Origin of the sequence: Paenibacillus tabacirhizosphaerae, from assembly GCF_040812395.1 — a bacterium.
In the GTDB taxonomy this organism is placed as follows: domain Bacteria; phylum Bacillota; class Bacilli; order Paenibacillales; family NBRC-103111; genus Paenibacillus_E.
Window position 1 is genome coordinate 213,851 of the sequence record NZ_JBFNXH010000003.1, and the last position, 16,971, is coordinate 230,821.

The 16,971-nt window shown below is 49.9% G+C and carries 12 protein-coding genes; all 12 read right to left on the reverse strand.

Features of this window, described 5'->3' with window-relative positions:
- Positions 1 to 2: 2 nt before the first annotated feature.
- On the reverse strand, positions 3 to 1,442 hold the full coding sequence (locus tag ABRS97_RS06730) for a S41 family peptidase (protein ID WP_367812249.1): 1,440 nt from the start codon (positions 1,440 to 1,442) through the stop codon (positions 3 to 5).
- 71 nt (positions 1,443 to 1,513) lie between these two features.
- Positions 1,514 to 4,177: a DNA mismatch repair protein MutS gene (gene mutS / locus ABRS97_RS06735; protein ID WP_367812864.1), complete on the reverse strand. Its 2,664-nt coding sequence runs from the start codon at positions 4,175 to 4,177 to the stop codon at positions 1,514 to 1,516.
- A 1,511-nt stretch (positions 4,178 to 5,688) separates the two neighbouring features.
- Positions 5,689 to 7,146: a putative amidoligase domain-containing protein gene (locus ABRS97_RS06740; protein ID WP_367812251.1), complete on the reverse strand. Its 1,458-nt coding sequence runs from the start codon at positions 7,144 to 7,146 to the stop codon at positions 5,689 to 5,691.
- A 145-nt stretch (positions 7,147 to 7,291) separates the two neighbouring features.
- Positions 7,292 to 7,858: an outer spore coat protein CotE gene (gene cotE / locus ABRS97_RS06745; protein WP_367812252.1), complete on the reverse strand. Its 567-nt coding sequence runs from the start codon at positions 7,856 to 7,858 to the stop codon at positions 7,292 to 7,294.
- A 114-nt stretch (positions 7,859 to 7,972) separates the two neighbouring features.
- Positions 7,973 to 8,932: an aromatic acid exporter family protein gene (locus tag ABRS97_RS06750; protein WP_367812254.1), complete on the reverse strand. Its 960-nt coding sequence runs from the start codon at positions 8,930 to 8,932 to the stop codon at positions 7,973 to 7,975.
- A gap of 70 nt (positions 8,933 to 9,002) precedes the next feature.
- Positions 9,003 to 9,842 carry an ABC transporter permease gene (locus ABRS97_RS06755; protein WP_367812255.1) on the reverse strand — a complete coding sequence of 280 codons (840 nt, stop codon included), beginning with the start codon at positions 9,840 to 9,842 and terminating at the stop codon, positions 9,003 to 9,005.
- Entirely contained in the window at positions 9,835 to 10,608 is a 774-nt protein-coding gene (locus ABRS97_RS06760; RefSeq protein WP_367812257.1) for an ABC transporter ATP-binding protein, read from the reverse strand. The genes ABRS97_RS06755 and ABRS97_RS06760 overlap by 8 nt, the downstream gene beginning before the upstream one ends.
- Positions 10,609 to 10,649: 41 nt before the next feature.
- Positions 10,650 to 11,663 carry an ABC transporter substrate-binding protein gene (locus tag ABRS97_RS06765; RefSeq protein ID WP_367812259.1) on the reverse strand — a complete coding sequence of 338 codons (1,014 nt, stop codon included), beginning with the start codon at positions 11,661 to 11,663 and terminating at the stop codon, positions 10,650 to 10,652.
- Between the two features lie 131 nt (positions 11,664 to 11,794).
- Complete coding sequence (locus ABRS97_RS06770; protein ID WP_367812261.1) at positions 11,795 to 12,478, reverse strand: hypothetical protein; 684 nt, start codon at positions 12,476 to 12,478, stop codon at positions 11,795 to 11,797.
- Between the two features lie 152 nt (positions 12,479 to 12,630).
- A complete protein-coding gene (locus ABRS97_RS06775; RefSeq protein ID WP_367812263.1) occupies positions 12,631 to 13,914 on the reverse strand; it encodes an MFS transporter in 1,284 nt (427 codons plus the stop codon).
- Positions 13,915 to 13,959: 45 nt separating this feature from the next.
- Positions 13,960 to 14,856 carry a polysaccharide deacetylase family protein gene (locus tag ABRS97_RS06780; protein WP_367812265.1) on the reverse strand — a complete coding sequence of 299 codons (897 nt, stop codon included), beginning with the start codon at positions 14,854 to 14,856 and terminating at the stop codon, positions 13,960 to 13,962.
- A gap of 535 nt (positions 14,857 to 15,391) precedes the next feature.
- The gene (locus tag ABRS97_RS06785) at positions 15,392 to 16,918 is read right to left on the reverse strand and encodes a carboxypeptidase M32 (protein ID WP_367812266.1); all 1,527 of its coding nucleotides are present in this window, start codon (positions 16,916 to 16,918) and stop codon (positions 15,392 to 15,394) included.
- Positions 16,919 to 16,971 lie beyond the last annotated feature (53 nt).

The window sequence follows — 16,971 nt, forward strand, 5'->3', positions numbered from 1 at the left end:
ACTTAATTCCCCTTTGCAGCGCGAATGGAAACCGTTTCTCCTTGATCATTTACTTTCACCTGAGGAAAATAATCATCAAACACGTCAACATTGACATAGCTGGTTCCGTTATCAATGATCAGCTTATCCGCTTCCACCGAAATGGCATGCGTTCCTTTTGCATCGGAAATATCGACGGTTCGGTTCACCTCATTCCATGTAATCGTTGCGCCAGCAAGAGCAGCTAAAGCGCGCGTGTTGGCAAACAAGTGACCGTCTTGGCGGAAGTTCCCCAGTAAACTGCCCATTTCAACGCCGTTATACGTAATTTTATGTTTCGAGATCTCGACTTGGATATCTGAAATTCCTGAGAGATGCAACGCTGAAATCAATTGAGCGGCAGCGCCGTCTACTTTTACATCAGGTGTAATACCAACTTTATTCACTTTTCGTTTGAGCGGTGTTAAATATTCCTCGACCGTCACTTTAAGCGCGCTGCCAGAATCCAATTGGTACAACTGCTGGACACTGCCTTTACCGTAAGTTTGCATGCCGATCACTTTGCCCACTTTGTAATCCTGAAGAGCTCCGGACAAGACTTCCGAGGCGCTTGCACTGTTCTCATTAGCCAAAATATAGACGGGTACGTTTAATGCTGAACCGCCTGTAAACGACACCGGATCGTCTTCGCCATTGCGGTCTTTGGTATGAATAAGTACGCCTTCCTTCACAAAATGCTTCGCAATGTTCTCAGCCGTATCGACGAGACCACCCGGATTATTGCGCACATCTAGAATTAAGGTTTTGAGCCCCTTCGCTTGCAGCGCCTTCAACTGCTGATCAAAATCTTCATCCGCATCGCTGGAAAAATCAGTGATTTGGATATAGCCCACGCCATCGCTAAAGCTCTTGCTGTATACTTCAGGCACATTTACGGCTTTACGAGTCAGTTCCAAGGTCAATTCTTTATCGCCGCGTTGTACGGTTACTTTCGTTTTCGTGCCGGCAACCCCGACAATTTTGCTTCTTGCCGATTCAGTAGACTCCTTATCTATCGCAACTCCGTCTACGGCAACAACATAATCATCCCGTTGTAAACCAGCGGTCTCGGCAGCAGATCCTGCAAATACTTCAGAAATGTACACGCCTTTCTCGTCCAATCCGATGCGTGCGCCCATGCCAACATAATTATTTTCCAAAGAACTGTTAAATTGACCGTATTCTTCTTTGCTGAAAAACACTGTATACGGGTCTTTGAGTCCTTCCACCATTTGCTTAATGCTTTGGCCAGCCAAAGCTTCTTCTGTCACACCGCTAACATGCAGCTTACCGATGACTTCTCTGACTTGCTGCGTTTGCAAATCTTCTTGCGCCGCCACCCCGCTGACCGGAAAAATGGCCATAAGTGTGGTTGCAAGCGCCAGCGTAACCTTCATTGCTTTCATTCCCGGTTGTTGTTTCATGCTCGTCTCTCCCATGTTTTGGTTTTGATGTCTAAGACAAATGTTCTTCCCCGAACAAAATCTGACGCATATTACTGCAGCTTTTGTTTCCATTCGTATACTAAGTTCAACGCTTGTAGCGGCGTCATATTAATCAAATCAATCCCCTTCAGTTGGTCGAGCACCAACTGAGACTTGCCGTCCAGCTTCTTCTTGACGGCAGGACTGTTCGCGCTGTCTTCCTCGAAGAGGGACAGCTGTTGGACCGCAGCTGCCGGCTTCTCAGCGATAGCAGCTGGCGCATGGTGCGGCTCGCTTGGCGCAAGCCGCTCTGTGGAAACGGCGGTCTGCGCACCCCCCGCAGCCCGCTCTTCAAACCCGTTCAGCAGCTGGTAGGAGCGCTGAATGATCGTTTCGGGCAGCCCGGCGATTTCGGCACAATAAATGCCATAACTCGTACTTGCTGCACCGCGGATCAACTTGCGAAGGAAAGTAACCTGCCTGCCGCTCTCTTTAACCGCCATACAGTGATTCCGCAAATGGGCGAGGCTTTCTTCCAGGTGAGCCAGCTCATGGAAATGCGTGGAAACTAGCGTCTTGCAGCCGATCCGATCATGCAGAAACTCGATAACCGCCTGCGCGATCGCCATGCCCTCGCCGGTTGAGGTGCCTCGGCCCAATTCATCGATGATGACCAGACTTTTGCTCGTCGCTTTCTCCGTCATCACTTGAATGTCCATCATCTCAACCATGAACGTACTTTGCCCGCCGATCAGGTCATCGGCCGCGCCGATCCGCGTAAAGATCCGATCGATAATCGGGATGCGGGCAGACCCGGCAGGAACAAAGCAGCCAATCTGCGCCATCAGGCAGATCACGGCTACTTGCCGCATATAGGTGCTTTTACCGGCCATATTGGGTCCGGTAATGAGCAGAATGCGGCCCTGGTCTTGTGTCAGGCTCGTTTCATTGGCAATGAACGAACCGTCTTGAATGACCGCTTCCACGACGGGATGGCGGCCTTCTTCGATCTGGAGATCGAAGCCTTCGCCGATCTCCGGTTTGAGGTAGTGATGCGCCGCGCTGACGGCGGCCATCGACTGGTACACGTCAGCGGTCGCTATCACTTCGGCCAGCTTTTGAAGTCTGGAGATATGCCCGGATATCCGGTCGCGCAGCTCGGTAAACAGCTCGTACTCCAGGTCGACCATTTTATCCTGGGCTTCCAGAATGAGTGATTCCTTTTCTTTAAGCTCCGGTGTCACATAACGCTCTGCATTCGCAAGCGTCTGTTTTCGCTCATATCGGCCTTCCGGCAGCGACGCCATATTGGCTTTGGTCACCTCAATAAAGTAGCCAAAAATTTTGTTGTATCCGATTTTGAGCGATTTGATGCCCGTCGCTTCGCGCTCCTGGCGCTCCAGTTCGGCAATCCACTGCTTGCCGTTCTTGCTCGCCTCGCGGAGCTGATCGAGATAGGGCTGGTAGCCTTCCCGGATCATACCGCCGTCTCGAATCGAGACTGGAGGCTCGTCCTCGATGGCACTCGCAATCCATCCCCTCACATCTTCGCAGGCGTCCATCCCTTGAACAAGCTTACGAAGCGTCTCCGAGCCTGATGCTTCGCATACCTCTTGCAGGAGCGGTACCTGCTGCAAGGAATGTTTAAGCGCAAGCATGTCGCGGGCGTTGGCGTTTCCGTACGAAATCCGTGCCACTAACCGCTCAAGGTCATACACTTCTTTAAGCGCGCTCTTCACATCTTCGCGAACGATGAGCTGGTTATAAAGCAGATCCACGGCTTCTAATCGTTCCTGAATACGTGAAACGCTCATGAGCGGCTTCTCAATCCAGCGGCGCAGCATGCGCGCGCCCATTGCCGTCACCGTTTTGTCGAGCAGCCAGAGCAGCGACCCTTTTTTCGCGCGTTCTCGAACGGTTTCTACCAACTCCAAATTTCTGCGGGTAAAAGGGTCCATCGTCATATATTGATCAGGCTCATATACCCGGATATGCTTGACATGCGTAAGGGCTCTTTTTTGCGTTTCCTTCAAATAGGCTAGCAGCAGCGCGACTCCTTGCCTGCTTAAGATAGAAAGTACAGGCAGTGCCTCATCTTCAGTAAAATGTTCATCGAGCAGTCTCTCGTCCGCCAGCGACCATTCCGTCAGAACCGTATTCCGGCCCCAGGTTGCGCTCGTTTCACGAATCAATGGAAGCAACTTCCCGTCCGTAATAATTTCCGAAGGATTGTACACATTCAGTTCATCAATTACGAGTTCCCATGAATCAGGAATCAGTGTCGTGTACAGCTCGCCTGTAGAGATGTCACATGCCGTAAATGCGTATCCGCCCTCTTGGCTGACTAGCGAGACGATATAATTATTGCTGGTTTCACCCAGCAGCTTGCTGTCCATGACCGTACCCGGCGTCACAATTCGTACGATTTCGCGGCGGACAACGCCTTTCGCCTCAGATGGATCCTCGACTTGCTCGCAGATCGCAACTTTGTATCCTTTTTCAATTAAGCGGGACATATAATTCTCAGCGGAATGATGAGGAACGCCGCACATCGGGATCTTCTCGTCCGCTCCGCCTTCTCTGCCCGTTAATGTAATTTCCAACTCTCTTGATGCATGGATAGCATCCTCAAAAAACATTTCATAGAAATCGCCCAGACGGAAAAACAAAAATGCATCCGGGACCTGCGCCTTTACGGCCAAGTATTGCTGGATCATCGGCGTATATTGGGCCATAATGTCTTTCGTTCCTCCAACCAATCGTAAATTCATCTTAGAATCTATCAATCTATTATTTTCATATGTGCGCAAAAAAAGCTGCCAATGCCACTGCTTGGCATTCCATAGCTGATGTGAGGAACGAGGGGGCTGTTCGCCCCCAAGGGGCGGCATTAACGGCAGCAGGGGAAAGGCTGACCTTGGAGTGTAAGGGCGCTTTCGGGCCTTTCAGGCCGCCTTTCGCAACGGGTGAACGCTGTACGACCTTTTTGGGCGTTACAGCTTGACCAGCATCCGCTGCGCGCGGTTTCTTCGGACTGTAAGGGCGCTTTCGAGCCTTACGGGCTGCCTTTCGCGACGGGTGAATGCTGTAACGACCTTTTTGGGCGTTACAGCTAGACCAGCATCCGCTGCGCGCGGTTCCTTCGGCCTGTAAGGGCGCTTTCGGGCCTTTCAGGCCGCCTCTCGCGGCGGGTGAACGCTGTAACGACCTTTTCGGGCGTTACGGCTTGACCAGCATCCGCTGCGCGCGGCTTCTTCGGCCTGTAAGGGCGCTTTCGGGCCTTTCAGGCTGCCTTTCGCGACGGGTTAATGCTGTAACGACCTTTTTGGGCGTTACAGTTAAACCAGTAACCGCTGCGCGCGGTTCCTTCGGCCTGTAAGGGCGCTTTCGGGCCTTTCAGGCTGCCTTTCGCGGCGGGTGAACGCTGTAACGACCTTTTTAGGCGTTACAGTTAGACCAACAACCGCTTCGCGCGGTTCCTTCGGCCTGTAAGGGCGCTTTCGGGCCTTTCAGGCTCCCTCTCGCGGCGGGTGAACTCCGTAACGCCCGTTACGGGCGTTACAGCTAGACCAGCAACCGCTGCGCGCGGTTTCTTCGGCCTGTAAGGGCGCTTTCGAGCCTTACGGGCTGCCTTTCGCGACGGGTGAATGCTGTAACGACCTTTTTGGGCGTTACAGCTATACCAGCAACCGCTGCGCGCGGTTTCTTCGGCCTGTAAGGGCACTTTCGGGCCTTACAGGCTCCCTCTCGCGACGGTTGCTTCGGACTGTAAGGGCGCTCTCGGGACTTACAGGCTCCCTCTCGCGACGGGTGAACGCCGTAACGACCTTTTTGGGCGTTACAGCTTGACCAGCAACCGCTTCGCGCAGTTCCTTCGGCCTGTAAGGGCGCTTTCGGGCCTTTCAGGCCGCCTCTCGCAACGGGGGAACGCCGTAACGACCTTTTCGGGCGTTACAGCTTGACCAGCAACCGCTGCGCGCAGTTCCTTCGGCCTGTAAGGGCGCTTTCGGGCCTTTCAGGCTCCCTCTCGCGGCGGGTGAACTCCGTAACGACCTTTTTGGGCGTTACAGCTTGACCAGCAACCGCTGCACGCGGTTTCTTCGGTCTGTAAGGACGCTCTCGGGCCTTACGAGCCGCCCTTCACGACGTTTTCATCAGCCCCTACAACCTCTCAAGCGACCAGCCACTTCCGCCTACCCGCTCAGGCTCAAACCACTAAACATTTACAAGTATCGTATTCTCGCTATTATAACATGATTTGCTGCTCAATAGCTTCTTTGCGATGGTAGGGTGCAATTTTCCAAGCTTTGCGGATATCCGCCTGTTCATCCCACGGATCCATCGTTTCGATGCGGGCGCGAAGCCTCTCCAATATGGGCGCATTGACCTCGTAGGCCTTCAATTTAGCTAACTCTTGCCAGAGCTTCGCGACAGTCAGTTTCAGGCCTATTTTGTCGCCGCGATAGTAAGCGGCTTGGATGTCTGGCTCGCTTAAGGGCAACCAGGGCAGCAGCCTATAGTGATCTGCAATCAGGGACGCAAGCGCAAAAACACCGCGCGTAATTTCCGGCGACTGCATCCAGCTCGGGAGCGTCCGGTATTCGAAGCCGCCGTGCGACTTCCGGCGGAAGTCGCCGAGGTAGCCATACCGGGGACGGCGCTTGCGCGTGGTCTCGCCCTCGATCAAAACCAGAGGCAGCGCGAGGTAGTTGTCGAGCGCGCGCAGGAGATGCCCATTCAGCCAGCAGCGGCTGAAATGGATGTGACCGCCGAGTGGGTAGCCGCCCACCGGCATGCCGCCCGAGAGCCACGCGAGGCTCTCGTCAGGGATCGCCCGCGCGGCGAGCTGCATCGTTGATAGCAGGTTTCTCGCCAATTCGCGCGGGTCAGCGCTCGGCTGCGGGCGCAGCTCCGCCAGCGGCAGAATCAGGCGATGCCCGCTGAGTACGATCGCATCGCAGCCAACGGCGCCGTCCCGCTTCAGGAAGCGGTCGGCGTAAACGACTTTGCCCTGCGGGCTGAGCAGCAGAAACTCGGGATCGCTGCCGAGCATCGCGCGCTCTTTGCGCCGCAGCTCCTTGGCTAGGGCAGCCTCGTAGCGGTCAATCGCCTGCGCAAAGAGCTGTAAAAGCTTCCCGCTCAGCTTAGGAGCGGGATTGGCGTCCAACACGAGCGTGTGCCCGTTCGGCAGCACGCCAAGAGTAACGAGCCCGTAGTCCAGCCCAAGCGCGTAAAGCGCTTTGACAGCTTCGCGGCTCGCTCTGCGCACGTGAAAGTTAGCCAGTTCCGGCGCAACTTCCCGATAGACGGCTTCACGATGGTTTTGCCTTTGTTGATGAATCGTTTTGTCTGCCACGACCAGCTGCTCTTTATTCTCATATACAGCAAGCGTCTGTAGATGGAAAACGGCGACCTTGTATTTATGTGTAAATACAACATGGTCATCTTGACCTGGGTGTGAAGCGATTGTCTTCAAACCATGAAGCTGGAGCAACGCTTCCCGCTTCGCCCTTTTTTGCGCTCGAACAATTGCTCTTAACGGCTGTAGGGCTGGCAGTTGGGCGTGCTCATCATGGGCAGCTCCCCAGTGAATGACAATCTGGCCCTTCCAGTCCTTCGGCAAACTGGTGCCGTTCGGAATATGAATGAGACCAGCCAGCTCAAGCGCTTCTTTTTCCTGCCCATGCAATAAGAATGTTTCCATTAGCGTACTCCTCCACGCCCGCCATACTTACATATACTCCTTTATGTATAGCTGAATCAGCCCAATTATCCGCAATCAACAAAAAAGAGGGCATATGCCCTCTGCCGAACCAATAACTCCAGCATAGACTGGAGTATAAGGTTCCTTAATCCAAATCATCTTCCAGTAACTCGGCGTCAAGATCCTCGAAATCTCCGTCGCCACCGTCATCGAAATCCACATGTTTGTCGTCGAAGTCGCTTGGTCCATAAGGACTAACAAGGACATAGACTTTCGTCTCCGCGACCAACTCGACTTGGAACTCCCGTTCCACCCGGATAATCACGCTGTCGCCGCTAGAAGAGATACTGGCTTCCACACAGTTCGGCTCTTGGGTTGCGACAGCAGATACTTCGGCAGTAGTCGGCCTATGTTTTTTGTCCAGATAACTGAGAGGTACGATTTCTACATAAGAAACGGTTTCTTTTGCTACATCTGTTTTGGTGTTGCGATCGTAAGAATACCAGATGTTGATATCATAAGTACCAACTACTTCTACGCCATCTCCGGATTGGATCGACTCAAATTGGTTATTGATGATCCAAGCGCCCAAAATACTGGTCGGAGAAAAGGGCGGAGTCACGGTATGACTTACATGCGAAAATTTGCGACCTTTACCGCAGACAGCCTTTGTAATGATCTCTCTGCTCTGCAAATCTTTATCTAATGACATCCTTTCAACCTCCTCCATACAATCATTCATTACAAGTGTATGCAGGACACCAGTCTAGAGTGACAATTATTTTTCTACAAATTTACTTTTAAAAGAACGTTCTATCTGTCAGAGTCAACCCGCCCCCGGGCGTTGTTTTTTCTGCTTTTTGGCAATGGTCAAACACTGCATAAGCTCCCGATTTAGCTGTAATATCGCTGACCGCACTTCAAATTCCTGCCTGCTCGCCGGCAGCGGCATCTCTTTATATCTGTGATCCAGCTCTTGCAAATCTTTCTCTGCAACACCGGAATAATAGTCTTCTTTTACAGAAACGCTTAACTCTTCAAAAATAGTTGCAACCAGTTCCCCTTGGGGGAGCGTCTGGTACACTTGCGCCACAAGACCGATCATTCTATGGATCGATTCGAGTTGCTCTCCGCGCATATAAAAATAAACACGCCAATAGGGGTCGCCTCCGAAGATCAGCGAATTCTCCGCAGTCCTTTTCGCAACCGCCGCTCCTCGCTCGATCTCTTCGCCTACTTCAAGCAGTTCTTTGCCGTCCCAGATGATGGAATTGTCACGCAGATGCTGGGCTATTTTCAAGAAAATGACCGAAAACAGTTCTTCCGTCCTCTTTTTGTGGCATTCAATTGTTTTATTCGTCTTTGGCATATACGCGATATTAATTAAGGTAGCCGTACCTAAGCCGATAAGCAGCAGTGCAATTTCATTCCAGACGGCCAAGGGAGCCGCTGTTTCGTAGGCATACAGGTGAAACATGACCACCGCGCCTGTGACGGTACCTTCACTGATGCCCAAGCGGTGCAATATAGGAAATACAATAACGACAAAAATCCCCACCACCCAAGCATGAAAACCAAACATCCAAAACATGAATGACCCAACTAATAATGCCAATACGGACGCCGCAATCCGATGAAGCGAATTTTCAATTCCTTTTTTCTTCGTTACTTCGATGCCTAGAATCGCCAAAAGCCCTGCAGCTGCAGGTGATTTAATCCCTAAAACATGTGCGAGATACATGGCGATGACGACCGCAAGGGCGGTTTTGAGCACACGAAAGCCCATAGCGATTTCACCTCTTTACTGGTTTTAACTATGGGCTCATTATTTCATTTTGGACGGCTTGTGGCAAGCATTACCTATGTTTCGTCATTCTTTTTTCCAAATAGGAAACGGCTTGATACATGAAGGTCGCCACGATCGCAATAACGATGAGCGTAGAAATCACTAACGTAAAATTAAATACTTGAAATCCGTAAATGATCAAATACCCTAAACCAATTTGGGATACAAGAAATTCGCCTACAATGACGCCAACCCACGCTAAACCGACATTGACTTTCAACGTTGCGACAATGGCTGGAAAAGAAGCAGGAAGGATAACTTTCTGAAACACTTTTCGCTTATTGCCGCCAAAAATGTTCACAACCTTTACATAATTCGCATCGACCTCTTTAAAGCTCCCATAGACAACCAATGTGGTTATGATAACCGTTATCGACAAGGTTGTCGCAATAATCGAGAGCAGTCCGGGACCTAAGCCCACGATAAATAGCGGTCCCAGCGCCACTTTGGGCATTGAGTTCAAGACAACAATATAAGGATCCAGCACTCTGGATAGGAAAGGCGACCACCAAATTACAACAGCTAATGCCGTGCCGAACAAGGTCCCTAAAGCGAACCCAATGATCGTTTCCAGAACCGTTGCCCCAACATGAGGTAGAAGCGACCCATCAAGCATTTTATCCCACAGCAGCTGAAATACTTTCGTCGGATAGCTGAAAAGCAGTACATCGATCCACTTCAGCCGCCCTGCGAGCTCCCACACCGCAAAAAATACAAGCAGAATGATAAGTTGAACGACTCGGACATAACGTGTTTCTATTTTTCTGATTTTAACAAACTGGCGATGCGCCTCTTGCGTAAGATCGCTAGCGCTGTTCGGCGAGTGCCCAAGCCTTTGTTTATCATTCATGGGGATCGCCTCCGAATTCCAGCCATATCGCTCGGAACAGTGCATGAAACCCTGGCTGCTCACGCGCCACGAACGGGAGTTCAACCCGGATCTCCTCCGGCATGACAAACTCCTGTCGTATCCGTCCCGGATTCGGCTCCAATACAATGACGCGATCGCTCATCGCTATAGCCTCAGAGATATCATGGGTGACGAGGAGCGCTGTTTTCCGCTTTGCGCGAAGCGTCTCCACCACCAAATCCTCCAGTTGAAGTTTCGTCTGGTAATCGAGTGCCGAAAACGGTTCATCCAGCAGCAAAATTTCAGGATCTGTCGCCAGTGTGCGAACAAGTGCAACCCTTTGGCGCATTCCTCCTGACAATTGAGAAGGATAATAATCTTTAAAACGCAAGAGCCCCATTTCCTCCAGCAAATGAAGCACTTCTTGCTTCGTTGCTTTTGTTAATGTCCCCTGCAATTCCAGCCCTATAGCCGCATTATCAAAAATCGTTCGCCAGGGAAACAGATAATCCTGCTGAAGCATGTAACCGACTCGCGGTGAAGGGCCATTCACTTTATCACCAGCTACGGAAACCGTTCCAACCGTAGGTCGTATCAATCCGGCAATGATGGACAAGACAGTGGTTTTTCCACAGCCGCTTGGCCCGATCAAACTGACGAACTCACCTTGCCCAACAGTGAAATTCATATGTTGGATGGCTAACATTGCCCGCTGCTCCGTTACATACACTTGTGTCACATCATCCACTGTCACAGCTGCGTTCACACACGCACCTCCTTTTTGCTCCCATTGCCAAAGTTGTTGCGTTATGGTTTGGCGTTCGTTTTGGCCTTCTCGGCAAAACTGTTGTCTACCAGCTTCTTCCACGCTACTTTTTCCTTCAGTTCGCCGGCGCTCGTCATAACGTCGAGCAAATTGTTCCATTCTTTTTCATCTACGATGGGATCAGTCGCATAGGAGCCTTGATCTTTATAGCGTTTGACGACATTTTTGATAATACTGAGGTCGGTATCCTTGAAATAAGGAAGCACTGCGTTTGCGATGTCATCTACGCTTTTCGCAGCAACCCAATTTTGCGCACGCTGCACAGCGTTTGTGAATTTTTGGATTGTGCCCGGATTTTTATCCATAAAGCTCTTTTTCGTCATGAAGACGGTATACGGCAGGTGACCGCTCTCTACACCAAAGGATGCCAGCACGTAGCCTTTGCCCTCTTTTTCAATAATTGACGCTTGCGGTTCGAACAGTTGAACGTATTCGCCTGTTCCGGATGAATAGGCCGAAGTAATATTGGCAAAATCAATATTTTGGATGAGCTGGAGATCTTTTTGCGGGTTGATATTGTGCTTCTTCAAGGTGAACTCGCCGGCCATTTGCGGCATGCCGCCTTTTCTTTGGCCTAAGAAAACCGAACCTTTTAACGAATTCCAGTCGAAGTTGTCGACTTTTTTGCGCGCTACGAGAAAAGTTCCGTCCGTTTGTGTAAGCTGAGCGAAGTTAATGACAGGATCATCCGAACCCTGTTGAGACACATAGATGGACGTCTCCGATCCGACCAACGCGACATCAATCCCATTCGACAGCAAAGCTGTCATCGTCTTATCTCCGCCAGGCGTTGTGGTCAACTCCACATCCAAACCTTCATCCTTAAAAAATCCTTGCGATAATGCCACGTATTGAGGCGCATAAAATATAGATCGCGTCACTTCGCCAATGCGCACCTTCGTCGTTTCCTCTGTTTTCGTGCCGCATGCGAAAAGAATCACGCTAAGCAGCAGAACAGCGGAAAGCGCAAATGCCCAATTTTTCCTTATGTTCATAGACTTCCCTCCATTAAGTAAGTACTGTATCGTATGCAGGAGCCCAGAAATCGGTTAACGCTCGACTACAATAGACAGCAAAAAAACCATTCTGCACACGAATGGTGTGCAAAACGGTTTCTTGTCTTCATCTATTCGGTTTCCGCTACCTTCGTCATGCTTTCCACAGATTGCAAATGATATTGTTTCATTCGCCAATTCCCATTCGTACATACATATTCGGTTTCCAGGACAGCCAGCCCATTTAATTGCAGCCTTCCAAACCATACGTATCTTTTCGTCGCAAGTTTGTTATTCATCAGATCGATCGATGATATCGGATCCACATGAACCCGATTCTCACTCATTTCATCTAATCGGTCAGCTTCAAGCTGCCCGGCAAACTTTTCGGATATTTGGATGCGCCATGTTCGGTTATCTTCCATATTCGACACTGTAAATTCACGAGTAGAAGGACGATATGCTGCTGAAAACCGACTCTCCGTATCTCCATCATCCGGTATAAATTGCTCTATGAACCTGCCATTCTGCTCTTGGATATACATATGAAGATCATGCGCGCCCAACCCGCCGTTCGCCAGCTCATCTGTCTCCAAAATAATGTCCGGTTTCCCGTCATTCGTCACATCAACCACATGAATTTGGACGGGATTCAGAATGTTGTATCCTTTGACCGTGAACACTTGAGAAATCTTTTGGTGTTCGTCTCCAATTCTTACATAACCTTCATAATCTTGATTAGGCTTTTGAGGCAGTACAACGAGCGAAATCGTAGACTCCTTACCCGTACCGGTCAAATCAGCCTTTGTAGACATGAGGATTTCCCCCTCAGTTTCATGGAAAGAACCAAGGCTGGAACCCACTTGATCAGCGGAAACCATTAGCGTCATAGCTGATACGATTAAAATTCCGATTTTACCAAAAATACCTGCTCATCCCCATTCCTATCCGCCTTGCAAATCTCGTACTACTTCGTTGTTGACCGGTCTGCACTCCGCAGCGGATACAAATAAAAGCAAAAAAAGGCCAACAGAAGCGCAACAATTGGAATGCCGCTCAGCATAAGCCGAACGCCGAAAACAGCAGAATCTGGCTGCGTTGCCGCATTCGCAGTATAGCCGGAGGACTCCAGTATAACACCCATGATAACGGCCTGCAGCGATACGCCCCATTTTACGATAAACCCGTTCATGCCGAAGTACATGCCTTCACGGCGCAAGCCAGTCCGGCGCTCGTCTTCATCAATAACCTCCGAAAGCATGACCTCCAGCAGCACCATCAAGCCTGCCAAACTAAGGCCGATGGCCACTGCCGCTATGACAGCGCTTGCTATACTTGTAACGATAAAAAAAGGACTTAATGCCAAAGCGTACGCAATGACGGCTGCCAGCATGGTCTTTCGCGGTCCGAACCTCCTAGCCCACTTTCCCCACAGATAGACAAGAGGAATAGCCGTTACGAAGATAGCTCCGAGCAAAATCGTGTTAACGCTTTCCGCCGCATGCAGCGCGTATTTCGTGAAAAAAGGGATGCCGGCAGGCAGCAGCGCAAAGGTAAACTGAACAAAAAAACTTCCGACTACATAGGTGAGAAATGATTTATTCGTAAAAGTAAATCGGATAGCCTGTACGAAGCCGATGGTTTCAGTGTCTTTATACTCCCGTTCCTTGCTGCCCCGCAGCATCACGACAAAAAACAGAAATCCCATTCCCCCAAAAATCAAGCCCATGGTTCCCCAACCCAATTGACTGTACAACAGTGGTGGGATAGCCACACCTGCAATCATCCCGATGATTCCAAACATTTGCCGCCACGAAGAAACCGAAGTACGTTCCTCCATCGTAACGAACATTTCCGGAAACAGCGCCGAATAGTTGAGCACTACGACGATAAATAAGATATCGTAAATGAGAACCATACTTAGGAAGTACCAGAACAAAGCACTCCCGCTTACAAATGGAAACCAGATGAGTGTAAACGCTGCCGCTAAAGGGGCGATCCCAAAGAGCATATAGGGAATGCGCCTGCCCCATCTGCTTCTTGTAAGGTCCGACATGTGCCCGATCAGCGGATTCAAAAACGCGCTGAAAATACCATGGATTACCATCGCCAAGCTAATTAAAGATGGCCTTACGCCCAGCACATCGACATAATAAAACACGATATACGTAGCGAAGGATTGCGACAATAAACTAACCGATACACTCCCCATACTAAATGCGATGCTGTTGCGGGCGCTGATTGTTGGCATCACATCATCACGCTCCATTCTCGTTCCTGTTTCTTCTCCTTGCTGCTATTGGCGCTGCAATTGTCTTAAATCAGACCAGCGTATCACGTGAATGTGCTCATCTGCAACAATTTTACGTAAATCCGGATCACGGAGTAACGCGAATTCAGTTCCGCGCCATTCGTAATGGGGAGTTATCGCCTTCAACTCATCTGTCACGAACGAAGGGTGCATAATCAGCTCCGACAAACCCGGTTGAATCCCTCTAAGCGCATCTGTCAATCTAATCTTAGCCTCTTCGTACGTGCCGGCAGTTGCAGGAGCATATGGCCAATCGACTAAATAATCGATAATAACAACACCCTTCCGGTCAGCCAATTCGGCACGTTGAGCAGCGATCTGGGCTATCTCAGAGGAGATAGCTTGCCCGGGTACGTGTCTAGGCATTCGCAGCGGCAGTCCGTACTCCGCACAAATATCGATCACGATTTCTAAGAAGTCGCGTCCTGTCCGCAAACCGTAGAGGCTGCCCATATGATTATCGAGATGCGTCGGGTCTACCCCCAATCTTTTGGCGGATTCGATTTGCTGAATTATCTCCGCTTTCACTTGCCCGATATCTGCCTGTTGTTCGAACGTTAAGCAGTCAGGTGGAAAATAGCCTTCATCTGTAAGCAAGGAATCCGTATTTGCATTGCGGGTAACAGGTCCCCATTTGAAGTTCTTCCATTCGCTAGTGAACGTTAAATGAACGCCCACATTATAAGCGGGATGGGCTGCACTCCATACCGCTGCTTCTTTTGACCATGCGCATGGCATCATAACCGTCGTTGAGGAAATAAATTCTTCAACCAGCAGCTGTTGTACCCCTGCATTCGTGGCATGGCACATGCCGAAATCATCCGCATTGATAATCAATAATTTATCCTTATCGCTATAACCTAATCGTTGTGCTGTGTTCATAGACAATCTCCTCACTTTCTTTCTGTAACCCCATGCACAGCGATATCGGCGGAACTACGATGCCTTATTCCACGTTCATGTCCCTTTTCTCCCCCTGAGGAGGAACTAGGGTACGTTAAATGAGCGAAAACGTGCCTGAAACCCAGCATTTCCTGCTCATAACGCACTGTAGTTCCGCGAATCGTCCCTACAGCCGAAAATACCGCCTCATAGCGTACCTACGTTCCGCTCACCCGTGCAAAAAGACGATCTATCGCAGATCGAAGTGGTTTTCCGATGCTCCAAACCGCTGTGGCACTCCCGGATCTTTTAGTCCATCCTGTCAAATGCGCGTACCACACGATGCGCGTGCGGAATCTCTCCGCTCTGCGTGCTCGTCACACACATACCTGACGACATATGCTTTCTGGCGTGTTAGAATGGATATCCTTAACGCTTTAGTTCTATAAGGATTTAAACATTTATTAAACAAACAGTGCGCTCAGACGACTTTCTGCCGACTTCACGCACTGCTTTTTTCACACCGTGACTCCATTTAAATTCCGTAAATCTCCGAGTACTTCTCTTCCAAATATTGAACCAAGTATTCCGGGTTCAGTTCTTCGCCTGTCACCTGTTTGACGATTTCATTCGGCGTCAGCAATTTCCCGTATTGATAAATTTTATCGGAAAGCCATTCCTTAATAGGAACTAAGTTCCCCGTCTCGATCAGACGATCAAAATCCGGAAGCTCCTTACGCAGCGTATGCGTAAATTGAGCCGCATACATATTGCCGAGGGAGTACGAAGGGAAGTAACCGAACGCACCGCCCGACCAATGGACATCTTGGAGCACACCTTCACCATCGTTCGCTGGAACAACGCCCAAATATTCTTCATACTTGGCATTCCAGGCTTGTGGCAGATCTGCAATCTCGATGGTCCCGTTGATTAAGCCTTTTTCAAGCTCGTATCGAATCATAATATGGAAGTTGTATGTAAGCTCATCCGCCTCAATTCGGATTAACGAAGGATGAATATGATTGATCGCATGGTAAAAGGCATTGACATCCACATCATCAATTTGACCGCCAAATGTCGATTGAAGCTCGCCATAATAGCGATTCCAGAACGCTTTGCTGCGCCCGATCACATTTTCCCAGAACCGGGATTGCGATTCATGGATGCCCATTGATGTGCCCGTGCACAGATTGGTTCCCACCAAGTCTTTCGAAATATTTTGCTCATACAGGGCGTGACCGCCTTCATGAATCGTACCGAATAACGCCGAGGTAATATCATTAGGCAAATAACGCGTTGTAATGCGAACATCCCCCGGATTGAGCGCTGTTGCAAACGGATGAACCGTTTCGTCCAATCGACCTGCTTCAAAGTCATAATGCATTTGCTTCAAAATCGAGAGCGAAAACTGCTTCTGCTTGCTGATCTCGAATTGTTGATCCAAGAAAGAGCGATCCGGCTGACTCGGCGCCGCCTGAATGCGCTGTAGCAGCGGAACGGCTTTGTCCCGCAGCGCACCGAATACTTGATCCAGCTTCTCCACGGTCATCCCCGGTTCGTACATATCGAGCAATGTATTATATTTATTGCCCTCATAGCCCCATAGCTCGATAAATTCTTTGGTCGCAGCGACGATTTTCTCCAAATACGGCTGGAACATGGGCCAATCGGATGTATGCTTTGCCTCTTCCCACACGGATTCAGCTTGCGAAGTGAGAACCACATAGGCTTGATATTTCTCAGCCGGTATTTTTTTACTGCGGTCATATTCCTTTTTGCATTCCAGCACCATTTTGCGGGAAACCGCGTCGAGCTGCTCCAGCTGATCTGGTTGCAATAAATAGGCTAAGTAACCGCCCATCTCATCGGACGTAGACATTCGGAACACTTCCGTGGAAAGCTCCCCGACAACTTCGGAGCGAGTTTCAATCCCTTTTTTCGGAGCACCGGTTCGCATATCCCAATAAATAAGGGCGATCGCCTCCTCGTACTGCTTCATTTTACGCACGTACGCTTTAAAAGCCTCAAGCTTTGTTTGGTTCTCTTGTACACTCACACTCATGCTCAGTTCTCCTTCCAAAAGTTTCTTTATTCATCATACTTCGTCCCCTACAC

What these genes read in the sequence shown, in the direction of transcription:
- ABRS97_RS06785 (WP_367812266.1), bottom strand. Translation starts at nt 16,918, where the DNA reads ATGAGTGTGAGTGTACAAGAGAACCAAACAAAGCTTGAGGCTTTTAAA.
- ABRS97_RS06770 (WP_367812261.1), bottom strand. Translation starts at nt 12,478, where the DNA reads ATGTCTACAAAGGCTGATTTGACCGGTACGGGTAAGGAGTCTACGATT.
- ABRS97_RS06730 (WP_367812249.1), bottom strand. Translation starts at nt 1,442, where the DNA reads ATGAAACAACAACCGGGAATGAAAGCAATGAAGGTTACGCTGGCGCTT.
- ABRS97_RS06755 (WP_367812255.1), bottom strand. Translation starts at nt 9,842, where the DNA reads ATGAATGATAAACAAAGGCTTGGGCACTCGCCGAACAGCGCTAGCGAT.
- ABRS97_RS06740 (WP_367812251.1), bottom strand. Translation starts at nt 7,146, where the DNA reads ATGGAAACATTCTTATTGCATGGGCAGGAAAAAGAAGCGCTTGAGCTG.
- cotE (WP_367812252.1), bottom strand. Translation starts at nt 7,858, where the DNA reads ATGTCATTAGATAAAGATTTGCAGAGCAGAGAGATCATTACAAAGGCT.
- ABRS97_RS06750 (WP_367812254.1), bottom strand. Translation starts at nt 8,932, where the DNA reads ATGGGCTTTCGTGTGCTCAAAACCGCCCTTGCGGTCGTCATCGCCATG.
- ABRS97_RS06780 (WP_367812265.1), bottom strand. Translation starts at nt 14,856, where the DNA reads ATGAACACAGCACAACGATTAGGTTATAGCGATAAGGATAAATTATTG.
- ABRS97_RS06765 (WP_367812259.1), bottom strand. Translation starts at nt 11,663, where the DNA reads ATGAACATAAGGAAAAATTGGGCATTTGCGCTTTCCGCTGTTCTGCTG.
- ABRS97_RS06775 (WP_367812263.1), bottom strand. Translation starts at nt 13,914, where the DNA reads ATGCCAACAATCAGCGCCCGCAACAGCATCGCATTTAGTATGGGGAGT.
- mutS (WP_367812864.1), bottom strand. Translation starts at nt 4,177, where the DNA reads ATGGCCCAATATACGCCGATGATCCAGCAATACTTGGCCGTAAAGGCG.